At 56.9% G+C, this 13788-nt stretch carries 15 protein-coding genes; 5 read left to right on the top strand and 10 right to left on the bottom strand.

Annotated elements, in window-relative coordinates; all coding sequences use genetic code 11:
- Window positions 1–202: 202 nt before the first annotated feature.
- From Q1B21_RS08635 to Q1B21_RS08660, 6 genes are all read right to left on the bottom strand, one after another.
- Window positions 203–670 (bottom strand): Hsp20 family protein, encoded by a 468-nt coding sequence (locus Q1B21_RS08635; protein WP_298936468.1) that lies wholly within the window; start codon window positions 668–670, stop codon window positions 203–205.
- Between the two features lie 124 nt (window positions 671–794).
- Entirely contained in the window at window positions 795–1610 is an 816-nt protein-coding gene (locus Q1B21_RS08640; RefSeq protein WP_299888359.1) for a trypsin-like serine protease, read from the bottom strand.
- Entirely contained in the window at window positions 1607–2398 is a 792-nt protein-coding gene (locus Q1B21_RS08645; RefSeq protein WP_299888362.1) for a trypsin-like peptidase domain-containing protein, read from the bottom strand. The genes Q1B21_RS08640 and Q1B21_RS08645 overlap by 4 nt, the downstream gene beginning before the upstream one ends.
- A gap of 120 nt (window positions 2399–2518) precedes the next feature.
- Window positions 2519–3841, bottom strand: coding sequence for a glycolate oxidase subunit GlcF (gene glcF / locus Q1B21_RS08650; RefSeq protein WP_299888365.1), 1323 nt, complete (start codon window positions 3839–3841; stop codon window positions 2519–2521).
- A 4-nt stretch (window positions 3842–3845) separates the two neighbouring features.
- The gene (locus Q1B21_RS08655; protein ID WP_299888368.1) at window positions 3846–4946 is read right to left on the bottom strand and encodes an FAD-binding protein; all 1101 of its coding nucleotides are present in this window, start codon (window positions 4944–4946) and stop codon (window positions 3846–3848) included.
- Window positions 4947–5010: 64 nt separating this feature from the next.
- Window positions 5011–6459, bottom strand: coding sequence for an FAD-linked oxidase C-terminal domain-containing protein (locus tag Q1B21_RS08660; protein ID WP_299888371.1), 1449 nt, complete (start codon window positions 6457–6459; stop codon window positions 5011–5013).
- A gap of 81 nt (window positions 6460–6540) precedes the next feature.
- Between Q1B21_RS08660 and Q1B21_RS08665 the strand changes: the two genes are divergently transcribed.
- On the top strand, window positions 6541–7251 hold the full coding sequence (locus tag Q1B21_RS08665) for a DUF599 domain-containing protein (protein ID WP_298936473.1): 711 nt from the start codon (window positions 6541–6543) through the stop codon (window positions 7249–7251).
- A gap of 35 nt (window positions 7252–7286) precedes the next feature.
- Window positions 7287–7634 carry a hypothetical protein gene (locus Q1B21_RS08670; protein WP_298936530.1) on the top strand — a complete coding sequence of 116 codons (348 nt, stop codon included), beginning with the start codon at window positions 7287–7289 and terminating at the stop codon, window positions 7632–7634.
- Window positions 7635–7637: 3 nt separating this feature from the next.
- On the opposite strand, the gene Q1B21_RS08675 is transcribed toward Q1B21_RS08670, so the two are convergent.
- The 4 genes from Q1B21_RS08675 to Q1B21_RS08690 all read right to left on the bottom strand — a co-directional run bounded on the left by Q1B21_RS08675 (window position 7638) and on the right by Q1B21_RS08690 (window position 10525).
- Entirely contained in the window at window positions 7638–8123 is a 486-nt protein-coding gene (locus Q1B21_RS08675; RefSeq protein WP_299082336.1) for a flavodoxin family protein, read from the bottom strand.
- 1 nt (window position 8124) lies between these two features.
- Window positions 8125–8595 (bottom strand): 23S rRNA (pseudouridine(1915)-N(3))-methyltransferase RlmH, encoded by a 471-nt coding sequence (rlmH, locus tag Q1B21_RS08680; protein WP_299888376.1) that lies wholly within the window; start codon window positions 8593–8595, stop codon window positions 8125–8127.
- 44 nt (window positions 8596–8639) lie between these two features.
- A complete protein-coding gene (rsfS, locus tag Q1B21_RS08685) occupies window positions 8640–9002 on the bottom strand; it encodes a ribosome silencing factor (protein WP_050605604.1) in 363 nt (120 codons plus the stop codon).
- A gap of 161 nt (window positions 9003–9163) precedes the next feature.
- Window positions 9164–10525, bottom strand: coding sequence for a mechanosensitive ion channel domain-containing protein (locus Q1B21_RS08690; RefSeq protein WP_299888379.1), 1362 nt, complete (start codon window positions 10523–10525; stop codon window positions 9164–9166).
- Between the two features lie 271 nt (window positions 10526–10796).
- On the opposite strand from Q1B21_RS08690, the gene leuC reads away from it, so the two are divergent.
- From leuC to leuD, 3 genes are read left to right on the top strand one after another with little or no spacing between them, the layout of a single operon-like run.
- Window positions 10797–12200, top strand: coding sequence for a 3-isopropylmalate dehydratase large subunit (leuC, locus tag Q1B21_RS08695; RefSeq protein ID WP_299888382.1), 1404 nt, complete (start codon window positions 10797–10799; stop codon window positions 12198–12200).
- 37 nt (window positions 12201–12237) lie between these two features.
- The gene (locus tag Q1B21_RS08700; protein ID WP_299888385.1) at window positions 12238–12792 is read left to right on the top strand and encodes an HdeD family acid-resistance protein; all 555 of its coding nucleotides are present in this window, start codon (window positions 12238–12240) and stop codon (window positions 12790–12792) included.
- 42 nt (window positions 12793–12834) lie between these two features.
- Complete coding sequence (leuD, locus tag Q1B21_RS08705) at window positions 12835–13440, top strand: 3-isopropylmalate dehydratase small subunit (RefSeq protein ID WP_299082345.1); 606 nt, start codon at window positions 12835–12837, stop codon at window positions 13438–13440.
- Window positions 13441–13788 lie beyond the last annotated feature (348 nt).

A 13788-nucleotide genomic window follows, 5' to 3' on the forward strand; every position in this document is an offset into this window, starting at 1 on the left:
CCAATCACTGCGCAGTCTCACTCGTACAAGAGCGATCTTGTCACTCAATTTAAGAGGCTGCAATCAGGGTCCGGCGACCGACAGCATAGTTTTCCTACATTTCACCCCTTGCTACAAACAACGCCCCGCGTCTGGAGGAACGCGGGGCGCGTGTTGCGACAATCCAAGGGAGGAGAGGATTACCGCGCGATTTTCATAAGCCTTAGTTCACGGCTTTGGCGTCAACCACGTCCTTCTCGATCGCATTGGCCGAAGAAATCTCGATCCGGCGTGGTTTCAGTGCTTCGGGCACTTCCCGCTTCAGGTCGATATTCAGCATGCCGTTCTCATGGCTGGCACCTGTGACACGAACATGATCGGCCAGAGCAAAGCGACGCTCGAATGCGCGGGTCGCGATGCCACGGTGCAAATAGCTGCGCTCTTTGTCCTCGGTCGATTTCTTACCGGCCACGAGCAGTGAATTCTCTTTCATTTCGACCGACAGGTCATTTTCGGAAAATCCGGCGACGGCTACTGAAATCCGGTAGGTGTCAGCATCGGTTTTTTCGATGTTGTATGGTGGATAGCTAGGTTGAGCCACGTCATTGGTCAGTACACGGTCCATCATGTCTGCGATCTGGTCGAAACCAATGGTGGCGCGGTGCAGCGGTGCAAAATCAAAACTACGCATGTGTCGTATCCTCATTCTTGAGCGATTTACGAAATAGGCCCTCCGAATGGACGGGCGGTGATTGGTACCGAGCCCCATATTTGGCGACCCGGTACAATTCACATGGGTAGCGATTTGGCCGAGTTCAACCCCCTCCGGAACTGATGAATTTAGCCCCTGAACTGGACTTGTCCGAACCAACCTGCAGCCTGCGGATTGTAGGCTTTGGCTGCGGCGCATCGCGGCGCAAGATCGTTTTGAGATCGGCTACAACTTCCGCCAGTTCCATGCCAAAACCAATTTTCTTGCCACGGTGGAACCCGACCGCCGAGACGACCGACAAAATCTGCCAACGCGGCCCGTTCTTGGCCAGAATGGCCGAGCCTGATGAACCGAAAGTGACATCGCAATCAAAGGTGATCAGACCTTGCCGGCGTTCAAGCATGCGGCAGGACCGCTCGCGCGTGATCGTCTCGGATCGTCCCCGCCCGTACGAGGCGATGCTGATCTCTTTGCCGGACACGCGCCCACTGTACAGGGCAAAGGGATCCGCAACCGAGTAGGGGATCGGTTCTTCCAATCGCATCAATGCGACGTCAACCCGGATGCTGCTAGGCGATAACACGTCATTGGTGCCATAGCCGGGGTGGGATGCAATTTGCACAACCTTGCGGTCCGCCAGGGCCGCCCCATTGCTGAGCCCGGCCCGGAATGTGACCTCGCCCGGCAAATAGGCTTTGCCAGTTTTCTTGTCCAAAGCACAGTGGGCTGCGGTCAGAACAATATCCTGCGCGATCAATGTACCGGTGCAAAAGGAAACGGTGCCAATGTCCAGTCGGCCAATCGCTTCCCAGCCATACAGATCATCCCGATCGGTCAATTTGCGCTTGCTGCTTTGTGCATATCCGGTGGTCACGGCCATCAACAGGCAAAGCAAAGAGATTGTAAGACTTCTGATCATGGCCGAATAAACCTCGCGCCGATATTCTTGCCGGTGTCATTTCCGGGCGCGGACAAGCCATAGCCGCGACCTGCATCAAGCTCGGCACGCAGCAATTCCAGCGAGTTTTCGACGGACGTTGCGATCGCCACGCTTTGGCCATCCATGCTGGCCTTGGCTGCGACGACCGACACGATCTGAGGACGTGTTTCAGAGAACGAAAAAACCGGGGCACCGGATGAGCCGAAATTCACGTCACAGGACATCACCAGAATCCCCGAATTGCGGTTCATGACCGAGCAGACCTGCTGAAGCGAGGGCGCCTCGGCCCGGTCCTGCGCATAGGATACGACACCCACGTCTTCACCCCGGGTGGGTTGAACGCCTGTCTCAAACGGAACAACGGATGTACTTCTGATCGGCTGCCAAAGCTCGATCAGCGCAATATCCGCACGAACGCGGTCTTTAGAGGCTATTGCGCTATACTCATAATCTGGATGAACAACCGCTTGGCGCGCCGTTCGATATGCCAGTGCACGCCCCAGACGCCAGCCCGCAAGAAACTCGATATCCGCCGGATTGACCCGCTTACCGGTTGCCTTGTCAAACAAGCAATGCGCGGCTGTCAGGACAAGGTCGGGCGATACCAGTGTTCCGGTGCAAAACCCGCCACCCGCGATATCCAGACGCCCCACCGCCATCCAATCCCGTCCGGAATCAGATGTCTCCAGGCTTTTTAGCCCGGAATCCTGCGCCGTGGCCGCGATAGGCAGCACACTGATCGCGATGGCCATGATCCAGTTCCGCACGCGGTTCTCCGGCAAATACCCCGAGGTAAGTGTCTTATGTGCCGCGTTGGGCGAAAATAGGGCGGTGGTGTTGCGCCCGGTTTTCAGGCGCAACTGATGCTGGTCTGCATCAGCAAACTGCTATCGCAGGATTGGCACATTTAGATCGACACCGTCGCCGTGCCTCAGACCGCGTGGTTCAGGGCCGCCAGTGACCCAATCCAGCAGCTCGACCGTATGCACGATCGGGATGCTGGTGCCAGACCCGATCTGCATCATGCATCCAATATTGCCCGCCGCGATGACATCCGGTTTTTTTGCTTCCAGCGTTCGGACCTTGCGCTGTTTCAGCTGCGCCGAAATCTCGGGCTGCATCAGGTTGTAGGTCCCCGCACTGCCGCAACACAGATGGCTGTCCGCCGGTTCCACAACAGTGAACCCCGCGCGTTTCAGCAGATCCTTTGGGTAACTCTTGACCTTCTGGCCATGCTGCAGCGAACAGGCTGCGTGATAGGCAACGGTCAATCCCGTGTCATCCGCAGTTGGCAAATCCAGTTGCATCAGCAATTCGCTGATATCCATCGCGACTGCCGATACTCGCTGCGCATCTTCCGCCAGAACGTCATTGCGGAACATATGCCCGTAATCCTTGACCGTTGTCCCGCAGCCCGAGGTGTTGATGACGATGGCATCCAAGCCGTCACTGTCCATCTCGCGCGTCCAGGCCCTAATGTTGGCCGCCGCCGCTGTGTGGCTTTCCCGACTTTTACCCATGTGATGGGTAAGGGCCCCGCAGCATCCCGCCCCCTCGGCCACCACAACTTCGCACCCCAGACGGGTCAAAAGCCGGATCGTGGCATCGTTGATATCCGTGTTCAGTGCCTTTTGTGCGCACCCGGTCATAAGCGCGACGCGTTTTTTGCGTGGACCCTTGGGTGCAAAGCTTTGTGGGTCATCGTTCCGACTGACCGGTGGAATATGCTTGGGCGCCATTTCCAACATTGCGCGCAATCGTGCATCAGGCATCAGGAACCGGAAGGGGCGGCCCAGTTTGGCCCCGATCAAAGCCCACCGAAACCGCATTGGATAAGGCAAGATCTGCGCCAGAATCCATCTTAGTACGCGGTCCGAGAATGGTCGCTTGTAGTTGTCCTCGATATATTCCCGCGCGTGATCGACCAGATGCATGTAATGCACGCCCGACGGACAGGTTGTCATGCACGCCAGACAGGACAGGCATCGGTCGATATGTTTGACGGTTTTCTCATCCGGCACACGCTCATTCTCAAGCATGTCCTTGATCAGATAGATACGCCCCCTTGGGCTATCCAGTTCATCCCCCAGAATCTGATAGGTCGGGCAGGTCGCGGTACAAAACCCGCAATGCACACAGCTTCGCAGGATTTCGTTCGATCGCTGGGTTGCTGGATCCTGCAACTGTTTGTCCGAAAAAGTCGTTTGCATCCGCCTACCCCATCAGACCCGGATTGAAGATCCCATTGGGATCGAACCGTTGCCGCAGTCCTTGCGACAACGCAGCAACGCCCGCAGCTTCAGGCTGAAATCGGCCCAAGGCCTGAACCGTTTCGGCATCCGCCCGCACCAGTGACGCGTGACCCTCAAACGCACCCAATCGCGTGCGAACATCCGAGCCTTCAGGAACCAATGCCCAGATCAATCCGCCGCCCCAATCCAACAACAACTTTTCGGCCTCTAACCTTGCCGCAATTTCAGAAGCCGCACCCGGTTTGACCGAGATGCGCCAGACATCACCTTCGACATCGCTGAACATGCTGACATCGCGCACGGAACGCCAAAGCGTTTCGCCGTCTTCGATCTCTGAAATTTCGCCAAACCCAGCCAATTCGGTTTTCAACCGGTCAACCCGGTACGCAACCGAATCTGCAAAGCCTTCAAGCCGCAATAGCACGTGCCCTGCTGCCGGATCATATGCCCCTCCGCTGACCTCAAACGGGGATTTCAGTGCCGCAGATAGGGTCTGAACAGCCTGAGCAACACTCCCAACCTGAACGGCCAACGCGGCAATCGACTCTGATTTGGGCAAAACCTTCAACGACACTTCGGACAGCACTCCCAAGGTCCCCCAGGACCCGGCCATCAATTTGACCAGGTCATAGCCAGTGACATTCTTCATCACCCGGCCACCGTTCTTGATGACTTGCCCAAGCCCGTCGACATAACGCACACCCAACAGATAGTCGCGGCATGCCCCGGCCTGAATGCGGCGCGGACCCGAGACATTCGCGGCAACCACACCACCAATGGTCGGATCGCCATCCGTCCCCATCAGGCCACGATGATCCATCGGCTCAAACGCCAATTGCTGCCCTTCAGCAGCAAGTACAGCCTCAATCTCAGAAACCGGTGTTCCAGCCTTCGCTACCAACGTCAACGCGCCAGGTTCATACAGTGATACTCCACTCAAACCCGCAATGCTCAGTACTTGTTCGGATCCGATGATACCTCGCGTACCGCCCCCTACTATTCGGACCGGCTGATTCAGATCGGCCACAATATTGGCCAGATCGGCCTCGGTTTCAGGTTTCATGGTGCTTCATCTTTTCAAAAATACTCTGGGGGAGGCGCGCGTAGCGCGGCGGGGCATAGCCCCTCTATTCTGCGGCTATTGGCACGGAACGACGCTGCTCGGACACGTCCAGCGGAAACACCTTGGCCGGGTTCAGTAGCCAACGCGGATCGAAGACGTCTTTGACAGCCATCTGCGCCTCAAGATCCTGCGGCGTATATTGATGTGACATCAGATCCCGCTTCTCGATCCCAACGCCATGTTCACCTGTTAGACAGCCGCCAACATCCACACACAGCTTCAGGATTTCAGCACCGAACGCCTCACATTTCTCAAGATCACCGGGTTTGTTGGCATCAAACAGGATCAGCGGGTGCATGTTGCCGTCACCCGCATGAAAAACGTTACCGACCGGCAAGCCGTATTCCTCGCTCATTTCTCCGATCCGGCGCAGCACTTCGGGCAAGGATGAGACCGGGATTGTGCCATCCAGACACATATAGTCATTCATCTGCCCCATGGCACCAAAGGCCGATTTCCGCCCCAGCCAGATTTTTGCGCTTTCCTCAGCCGATTGGCTTTCGCGCAGTTCGACCGGGTTGTGGCGTTTAGCAATCTCGATGATTTTCGACAGCTGGTAGTCGATCTCGGCTTCCGAGCCTTCGACCTCTACGATCAAAAGCGCGGTGCAATCCGGATATCCAGCATGTGCAAAGTTCTCGCACGCCTTGATACAAAGCGTATCCATGAATTCGATCGCCACGGGCAAAATGCCGGATTTGATGATGTCGGACACGCACTGCCCCGCCACCTCATTGTCATCAAAGCCCATCAGGACGGGCCGCGCGCCTTCGGGCTTGCGCAGAATACGCAGCGTTGCCTCGGTCACGACGCCCAACTGCCCTTCGGATCCGCAGATCACACCAAGCAGGTCCAGACCGCCTGAATCCAGATGGGCTCCGCCGATCTCGACCACACAGCCATCCATCATGACCATCTTGACGCCCAACAGGTTATTGGTCGTGACCCCGTATTTCAGACAATGCGCCCCGCCCGAATTCATCGCGATGTTACCCGCAATGGCACAGGCCAACTGCGAGGATGGGTCGGGGGCATAAAAGAAGTCTTCTTCCTCGACCGCGCCGGTCACACTCAGATTGGTGCGCCCCGTCTGAACCCGTATGAACCGATTGTCATAATCGGTCTCGAGCACGTCGTTCATCCGCGCAATGCCCAGAATCACGCAATCGGCGGTTGGAAGGGCGCCGCCCGCCAACGATGTGCCCGAGCCGCGAGGTACAACCGGCACGCCCTCGTCATGGCAGATGCGCAAGACATCCGAGACTTCCTGCGTAGTCGACGGCAGGACCGCCAACATCGGCGGGCATCTATACGCGGTCAGCGCGTCGCATTCATACGCCCTTGTTTCTGCCGGATCATGAATGACGGCATCCGCAGGCAGGACCTGCTGCAACCGCGCAAGCACGTTTTGCTTTCGGGCAAGCACGTCGGGATTTGGCCGGGGCATTTCCATTGCTGATCCTCCATTTGGTAAAATAATATTACCAATTTCTTCGTCTGGCAAGTTCTGATATCCGGACGTACTGTCGCGGGCATGACCTGGATCGACCGCGCCCTGTTGTTTTCGTCACTGGACTATGCCGCCGTTTTGTTGCTGATCGGCGCATGGCAATGGATTGGCTGGAAGATCGAACACCCGTCGCCGAACAAGCAATCCGTGTCGATGATGATGGACGACTTTCGCCGCAATTGGATGCGTGAGATGGTCACCCGCCAGCCCAGGATGTTCGACGCTCAGGTCGTGGCGGCGATGCGTCAGGGCAGCACGTTTTTTGCCTCGACAACCATGATCGCGATTGGCGGCGGTCTTGCCCTGCTGGGGAACACCGAACGGTTGGCCGGGGTTGCCAGCGATCTAGCCATTGGCAGCGCGCCTGCCCTGGTTTGGGAAATCAAGATACTGGCCGTGATCCTGCTTTTGGCCAACGCGTTCCTGAAATACGTCTGGGCGCATCGGTTGTTCGGGTATTGCGCAGTGTTAATGGCCGCAGTTCCAAATGACCCCGAAGATCCGCAGGCGTATCCCCGTGCCGCACAGGCCGCCGAAATCTGCGTGACCGCCGCCCGCAGCTTCAACCGCGCGCTGCGCGCGACTTACTTTGCGCTGGCCACCTTGGCCTGGATATTGGGACCTGTCGCGCTGATTTTGGGCACCGCTATTACTGTCGGTGTTTTGTACCGGCGGGAATTTGCATCGCATTCTCGGTCAGTTCTTTTGACCCTCCTCCCAAACACAGAGTCGTGATTCCCATGCTATTCACCAAACAGTATGGTCAGCCCATGCGATACTTGATTCTCAGCGCCGTTCTGGCTGCGCCCGCTTTTGCCGACCCGTCGGTTATCGAGAACGTCTCGGCCAGCCAAAGTGGCGAGACATGGCGCTTCGACGTGACGATCAGGCACCCCGACACTGGGTGGGATCACTATGCAGATGGCTGGCGGGTTCTTGACATGAACGGCACGGAGCTGGGCATGCGAGTGCTGCATCACCCGCATGAGAATGAGCAGCCGTTTACCCGATCGCTAAGCGGCGTAGTTATTCCGGAAGGCGTTACGCAGGTTCAAATTCAAGCGCGGTGCAATGTCGACGGCTGGGATACCGAAACGACGCTTGTCATGTTGAACTGAGCTTCAAAAGATCCCAAGGCTAAGACCAGCGGCCATGGCGGCCCCGATCTCGCGACAGGAACTCAGTTGGTTTTCCGGGATGGTCTTTTCGGCCAGAATCGACTCTGGTGATTGAGCGTGGGTGCAGATGATCAATGGCGATTGCACCTCTTTCAAGCGCCAACCAGTTGCGATCCGCGCCATTTGACGGGCTGCGTTTTCGCCATCGGATCCGGCGCATACCATCAGCGCATAGGGTCGCCCTTCGATGCGGCCCAGCACAGGGTAATAGCTCCGGTCAAAGAAGTCCTTCATCACACCTGAAATCGCCGCCAGATTTTCAGGTGCGCAAAAAACATAGCCATCTGCTTTCAAAAGATCATCCGCGCACGCCAGATCGGCGGTTTTCAGAATGGTTTCTGCGTCGTCCCGCGCAGCATCGGCGGCCGCCTCGGCCATTTGCCGACTGCCGCCGGTGCGTGAGTGGTAGACGATCAGAAGCTGCGCCATGTCAGACCCGGTGATACGGCCCGCCAGCAAGTATGGTCGCGGCCCTATAAAGTTGCTCGGCCAGCATCACACGGACCAGCATGTGTGGCCAGACCATCGACCCGAATGAGATCGAAAAATCCGCCTCAGCGCGCAGCGACGGGTCGATGCCGTCCGCACCGCCGATGACCAGGGCCAGATCCTGCCGCCCCGCATCGCGCCAGCCGCCCAATTTCTGCGCGAAAACAGGCGAAGACATCACGCACCCGCGTTCATCCAGAGTACAGATCACCGCGCCTTTGGGCACCGCTTTGCGCAGCAGCGCCGCTTCGGCACCCATGCCCGTGTTTTTCTTGTCCTCAACCTCAACCACCGACGCAGGCCCAAGGCCCACCGCGCGGCCGGTCCGGTCAAATCGGGTCAGATAGTCGTCAAGCAGGGTCTTCTCCGGTCCGGCACGCAATCGCCCGACCGCACAAATGCTTATACGCATATTTCTCTCGCCGCCGGCCTGTTAATGCAGGCCGGGATGGCGCCTCAGTTGGCTGAGGCGCTGCCGCCCTGAGGCAGCCACATCTTTTCCAGCTGGTAGAATTCGCGCACTTCGGGGCGGAAGATATGGACGATCACGTCGCCCGTATCGATCAACACCCAGTCGCCGGCATCCTTGCCTTCGACCTTCGAGGTGAAACCGAATTCCTGCTTGATGCGATCCGTCAGCTTTTCCGCCATGGCCGAGACCTGACGGGTCGACCGACCCGAAGCAATCACCATGTGATCCGCAACCGAGGACTTGCCTTGCAGGTTGATCTGCACGACGTCTTCGGCCTTGTCATCGGAAAGTGAGGAAAGGATACGTTCAAGCAGCTTGTCGCTGATTGACTGAGAGTGGGCCATCATTTTGGCCCCATCATCGGCGGGCAAACCCGCCTGAGTATGTAGAGACAGGACATAGTCCTCCTTTGCTGCGCGCCGACAATCCCCGGCGCAGGGGTACATATAAGGTAACAAGCGGATTGCAACATTTCAATGAAGGGCCACCGAGGCCCAGACACGACGGATCATTCTTTAGCGAGTTGTTGCCCGTCTGCGTCGTCAGATTCGCCACCAAGCAGCCGAACCTCACGCTGTGGGAAGGGAATCGAAATGTTCTCGGATTGGAAGGCATCCCATAACGCCAGATAGATATTGCCCCGGATATTGGTCAGCCCTTTGGTCGGATCACTAATCCAGAACCGCAGAACATAATCGACGCTGCTATTGCCAAAACCGGTGATATGGCAGACAGGTTCGTGCTTGCCACCACTGAGCACACGGTTGACGGTTTTGACCGACCGAATGGCCGCTGCACGGACCTTGTGGGGATCGTCCCCGTAGCTTGTTCCGAAATCCAGATCCAACCGCACGAAACGGTCCGAATGTGACCAGTTCACAACTTGATTGGTGATTAGGTCTTCGTTCGGAATCAGGTATTCGCGCCCGTCGCGGGTCACGACCGAGACATAGCGCGCGCCCAGCGCATTGATCCAACCAAACGTATCCCCAAGCGAGATCACATCGCCCGGTTTAATCGAGCGGTCCATCAAAATGATGATGCCTGAAATCAGGTTGGACACCACTTTTTGCAGCCCAAAACCAATACCGACACCAATCGCACCGGACAAAAGTGCAATGCCGGTCAGGTCAAAACCAAGCGTTCGGATTGCCGCCATGAAAACGGCTCCAAACAGCAGCACCTGGATGCCTTTGGCCAGCAACACCTGCATGGAAGGTGAGATATCGTCGTTGCTTTTCAGGCCCCGCTCGGCCGCACCGGCCCCGATGCGGGCAAGTGTCAGCAGAACCCCGATCAGCAAAACAGCCTTGAGTATACCTAACGCCGTGATGTTCAGATCACCAATCGAGACGGCCACGCCATCCAGAAAATCAGCGACATCGTCGGTCAGCCCCAACGCGACCAGCGTCGCATAAATCCACATGGACCATTTGAAAATCCGCCTGATCGTCCGATTACGTACCAGTCGGGCCAGTAGCGCAATAACGAGCCACGCCACGGCCAGCGTGGCAAACACCCCGATCAAATAGCTGCGCGACGGCCACGTGACCTGCTGCATTATCAGGTACAGACCCCAGGACAGGATCACGAAATACACCAGCGTCAGGCGGCGCATCAGCTGAACCAGAATGCGCAAGCGCCATTTGGGCCAACCTGTACGCGACCGCGCCCACTCCTCCCACCTGCTCTGGGTCATCAGCTTCAGGCAGAAGGCCAGCATCCAAAGAAACACGATGATGATGATTTGATACTGCCGCCAGCCCGGCGTGACGACCAGTTCGATCAGGTTTTGGAATTGCGAAAAAAAGGCAGCCGTCATGTTGGCGTAGAGGTCCGAAAGCGAGTCCGGTAGCAGATCCTGGTTCATGCACGTCTCCTGCTAAGCAGCTTGGACAAGGCTGGCGTGCGATGCAACCCAAAGCCATGGGCGCAAGCGGAATAGGGATTGAACCTTGATTGACGCGGAAGCCCGATATATCTGGTGCGCATGAGAGTCTTTTTGGCCCCAGCTCCGACGTTGCAAGACCGCACGCGCCTGCGTGAACGGTTCTTTGGGGCCGCCCGCACGATTCTGGCCCGCCTATAGGCGGCACCCAGCCACTCGCCAGCTATTTCTCATTATCTACGGGAGAGGACCGATGTCCCCCAAAACACTCTATGACAAGATCTGGGATTCCCATGTCGCGCACGAAGCCGATGATGGAACCTGTTTGCTGTATATCGACCGCCATCTGGTGCACGAAGTCACCAGCCCACAAGCCTTCGAAGGGCTGCGTATGGCCGGTCGACCAGTCCGCGCACCGGAGAAAACCATCGCCGTACCGGATCACAATGTACCAACCACGCCGGACCGCGTGAATGGGATCGAAAACCCGGAATCACGCATTCAGGTCGAAGCGCTGGACAAGAACGCCAAGGACTTCGGTATTCACTACTATCCGGTGCATGACGTCCGACAGGGCATTGTTCACATCGTCGGTCCTGAACAGGGTTGGACTTTGCCGGGTATGACCGTTGTCTGCGGCGACAGCCACACCGCCACCCACGGCGCGTTTGGCGCGCTGGCGCATGGTATCGGGACGTCCGAAGTTGAACACGTTCTGGCCACGCAGACCCTGATCCAGAAGAAATCAAAGAACATGAAGGTCGAGGTCACCGGAAAACTGCAGCCCGGTGTGACCGCCAAAGACATTACTTTGGCCGTGATCGGTGAAACCGGCACTGCTGGTGGTACGGGCTATGTCATCGAGTATTGCGGTGAAGCAATCCGCGATCTGTCGATGGAAGGCCGCATGACTGTCTGCAACATGGCCATCGAAGGCGGCGCCCGTGCGGGTCTGATTGCCCCGGATGAAACCACGTTCGAATACGTCAAAGGCCGCCCACATGCACCGAAAGGGGCTCAGTGGGAAGCCGCATTGAACTGGTGGAAAACGCTCTTCACTGACGAAGACGCGCATTTCGACAAGGTCATCACCCTGCGCGGTGAAGACATCGCGCCCGTCGTCACCTGGGGCACCAGCCCCGAGGATGTTCTGCCGATCACCGCAACTGTGCCAAGCCCCGATGACTTCGAAGGCGGCAAAGTCGAAGCGGCCCGTCGTTCAATCGAATATATGGGCCTGACAGCCGGCCAAAAACTCAGCGATGTGGAAATCGACACGGTCTTTATCGGGTCTTGCACCAACGGTCGGATCGAAGACCTGCGCGCCGCAGCCGAGATTCTGAAGGGTAAAAAGGTGAAAGAGGGCTTGCGTGCCATGATTGTACCGGGGTCTGGTCTAGTTCGGGCGCAGGCCGAAGAAGAAGGTCTTGCCGAGATCTTCAAAGAGGCCGGGTTCGAATGGCGCCTGGCCGGATGCTCGATGTGTCTCGCAATGAACCCTGATCAATTGCAACCGGGTGAGCGCTGTGCCGCAACCTCGAACCGCAACTTCGAAGGTCGTCAAGGACGCGGCGGACGTACCCACCTGCTGAGCCCCGCAATGGCCGCCGCCGCGGCAATCACAGGACGGCTGACAGATGTCCGAGAGTTAATGTAAGCTGCCCACATAAATCAACTTATAAGGGATTGAGGACATGAGTGATTGGGTCAAATGGCTTCTGCTGGGGCTGCTATCGATAGCATTTGGCGTCTTTGCGCTGGGTAATGCTATTGCCGCATCGCTTGCGGTGACGCTCGTGACCGGTGTGTTGCTGCTGGTAGCGGGAGCATTTCAGATCGTCGGCGGCTTCACCGTCGAAGGTACCGGCAACAAGATTCTGTCTCTTGTCATGGGTGTGGTCATGCTGTTTTTGGGTTGGTCATTCCTTGATCATCCCCTGCAGGGCACGCTGACACTTGCGACCGTCTGCCTCATCCTGTTCTTGGCAGGTGGGATCGCTCGGGTCTTTTTATCCTTTCAGATGCGTGGAACACAGTTTTTCTGGCCCACGCTAATATCGGGCATCCTGTCGATCATCCTCGCCGGCATCATCTGGTCTTATGCCGCTGCAGAGCCAGGCGTGCTTTTGCAACTGCTGGGAATTCTGCTGGGCATCGAGATGCTGTTCAATGGGTTTGGATTGGTCTTCATGGCGTTCTTCGTCAAGAACGCACCCAAAACCGATACGACTGACGCGAAAGAAGCTTAAACGCGGGGCACGGGCGCGGCCCTCTCCCGCAGGAGTGTGAACATGGAAAAGTTTGACAAAGTCCACGGGGTGGCCGCCCCAATGCCATTGATCAATATCGATACCGATATGATCATTCCGAAGGTGCACCTGAAAACCATCAAGCGGTCGGGCCTCGGCGTCGTGCTGTTTGACGAAATGCGCTATCACGATCATGGCGGCGAGAATGAAGAGTTCGTTCTGAACAAGCCCGCCTATCGCAACACCGAGATTCTGGTGGCTGGTGACAATTTCGGCTGCGGCTCATCGCGTGAACACGCGCCTTGGGCCATCAAGGATTTCGGCATCAAGGTTGTGATCTCGACCAGCTTCGCCGACATCTTCTTCAACAATTGCTTCAAGAACGGCATCCTGCCGATCGTGGTTGAAGAGGAACACCACGCTGTTTTGATGGATGACGCTCATAAGGGTGAAAATGCTCGTATGACCGTGCATCTCGAGGATCAGCAGATCACCACATCGGATGGCATCGTGATCGAGTTTGATATCGACCCCCATCGCAAGCATTGCCTGATCCATGGTCTGGACGATATCGGGCTGACGATGGAAAAAGATCACCACATCGACAAATTCGAAGATCACGCAAGCCAGGCCCGCCCGTGGGTCTGATTCTTGGGGACGATTCTGTGGACACTCAACCTAACGGGGACGCCAAGGCGACCCCGTTCGCATTTTAGGGGTTAAACCTGATACACCCACAACATGTAGTGGGTCGAATCTTTTACACGTCGAATTTACGACAGCAATGATGCAAAGCCGCACCACTTTCGCCATCATTTTGCCCGAAATCGGGTGTCTTCTGCGCCATGGCTTGAGCGAAATGTCGCTTATCGCCAATGTGTCGTTAGACAGGCAACCGCCAGGAAAAAATCGGCGGAGACAAGTTGGAATGTAAGTCGGCAGAGATCGGCTACTCCGGTTTGAAAAAAGGGTTCGGAATTGTGATTGCGCGCACAT

The sequence above is a fragment of the uncultured Ruegeria sp. genome (assembly GCF_947504215.1).
Taxonomy (GTDB): domain Bacteria; phylum Pseudomonadota; class Alphaproteobacteria; order Rhodobacterales; family Rhodobacteraceae; genus Ruegeria.

What these genes read in the sequence shown, in the direction of transcription:
- leuC (WP_299888382.1), top strand. Translation starts at nt 10,797, where the DNA reads ATGTCCCCCAAAACACTCTATGACAAGATCTGGGATTCCCATGTCGCG.
- Q1B21_RS08700 (WP_299888385.1), top strand. Translation starts at nt 12,238, where the DNA reads ATGAGTGATTGGGTCAAATGGCTTCTGCTGGGGCTGCTATCGATAGCA.
- Q1B21_RS08690 (WP_299888379.1), bottom strand. Translation starts at nt 10,525, where the DNA reads ATGAACCAGGATCTGCTACCGGACTCGCTTTCGGACCTCTACGCCAAC.
- rsfS (WP_050605604.1), bottom strand. Translation starts at nt 9,002, where the DNA reads ATGATGGCCCACTCTCAGTCAATCAGCGACAAGCTGCTTGAACGTATC.
- Q1B21_RS08670 (WP_298936530.1), top strand. Translation starts at nt 7,287, where the DNA reads ATGCGATACTTGATTCTCAGCGCCGTTCTGGCTGCGCCCGCTTTTGCC.
- rlmH (WP_299888376.1), bottom strand. Translation starts at nt 8,595, where the DNA reads ATGCGTATAAGCATTTGTGCGGTCGGGCGATTGCGTGCCGGACCGGAG.
- Q1B21_RS08665 (WP_298936473.1), top strand. Translation starts at nt 6,541, where the DNA reads ATGACCTGGATCGACCGCGCCCTGTTGTTTTCGTCACTGGACTATGCC.
- Q1B21_RS08660 (WP_299888371.1), bottom strand. Translation starts at nt 6,459, where the DNA reads ATGGAAATGCCCCGGCCAAATCCCGACGTGCTTGCCCGAAAGCAAAAC.
- Q1B21_RS08635 (WP_298936468.1), bottom strand. Translation starts at nt 670, where the DNA reads ATGCGTAGTTTTGATTTTGCACCGCTGCACCGCGCCACCATTGGTTTC.
- Q1B21_RS08675 (WP_299082336.1), bottom strand. Translation starts at nt 8,123, where the DNA reads ATGGCGCAGCTTCTGATCGTCTACCACTCACGCACCGGCGGCAGTCGG.
- Q1B21_RS08640 (WP_299888359.1), bottom strand. Translation starts at nt 1,610, where the DNA reads ATGATCAGAAGTCTTACAATCTCTTTGCTTTGCCTGTTGATGGCCGTG.
- glcF (WP_299888365.1), bottom strand. Translation starts at nt 3,841, where the DNA reads ATGCAAACGACTTTTTCGGACAAACAGTTGCAGGATCCAGCAACCCAG.
- Q1B21_RS08655 (WP_299888368.1), bottom strand. Translation starts at nt 4,946, where the DNA reads ATGAAACCTGAAACCGAGGCCGATCTGGCCAATATTGTGGCCGATCTG.
- leuD (WP_299082345.1), top strand. Translation starts at nt 12,835, where the DNA reads ATGGAAAAGTTTGACAAAGTCCACGGGGTGGCCGCCCCAATGCCATTG.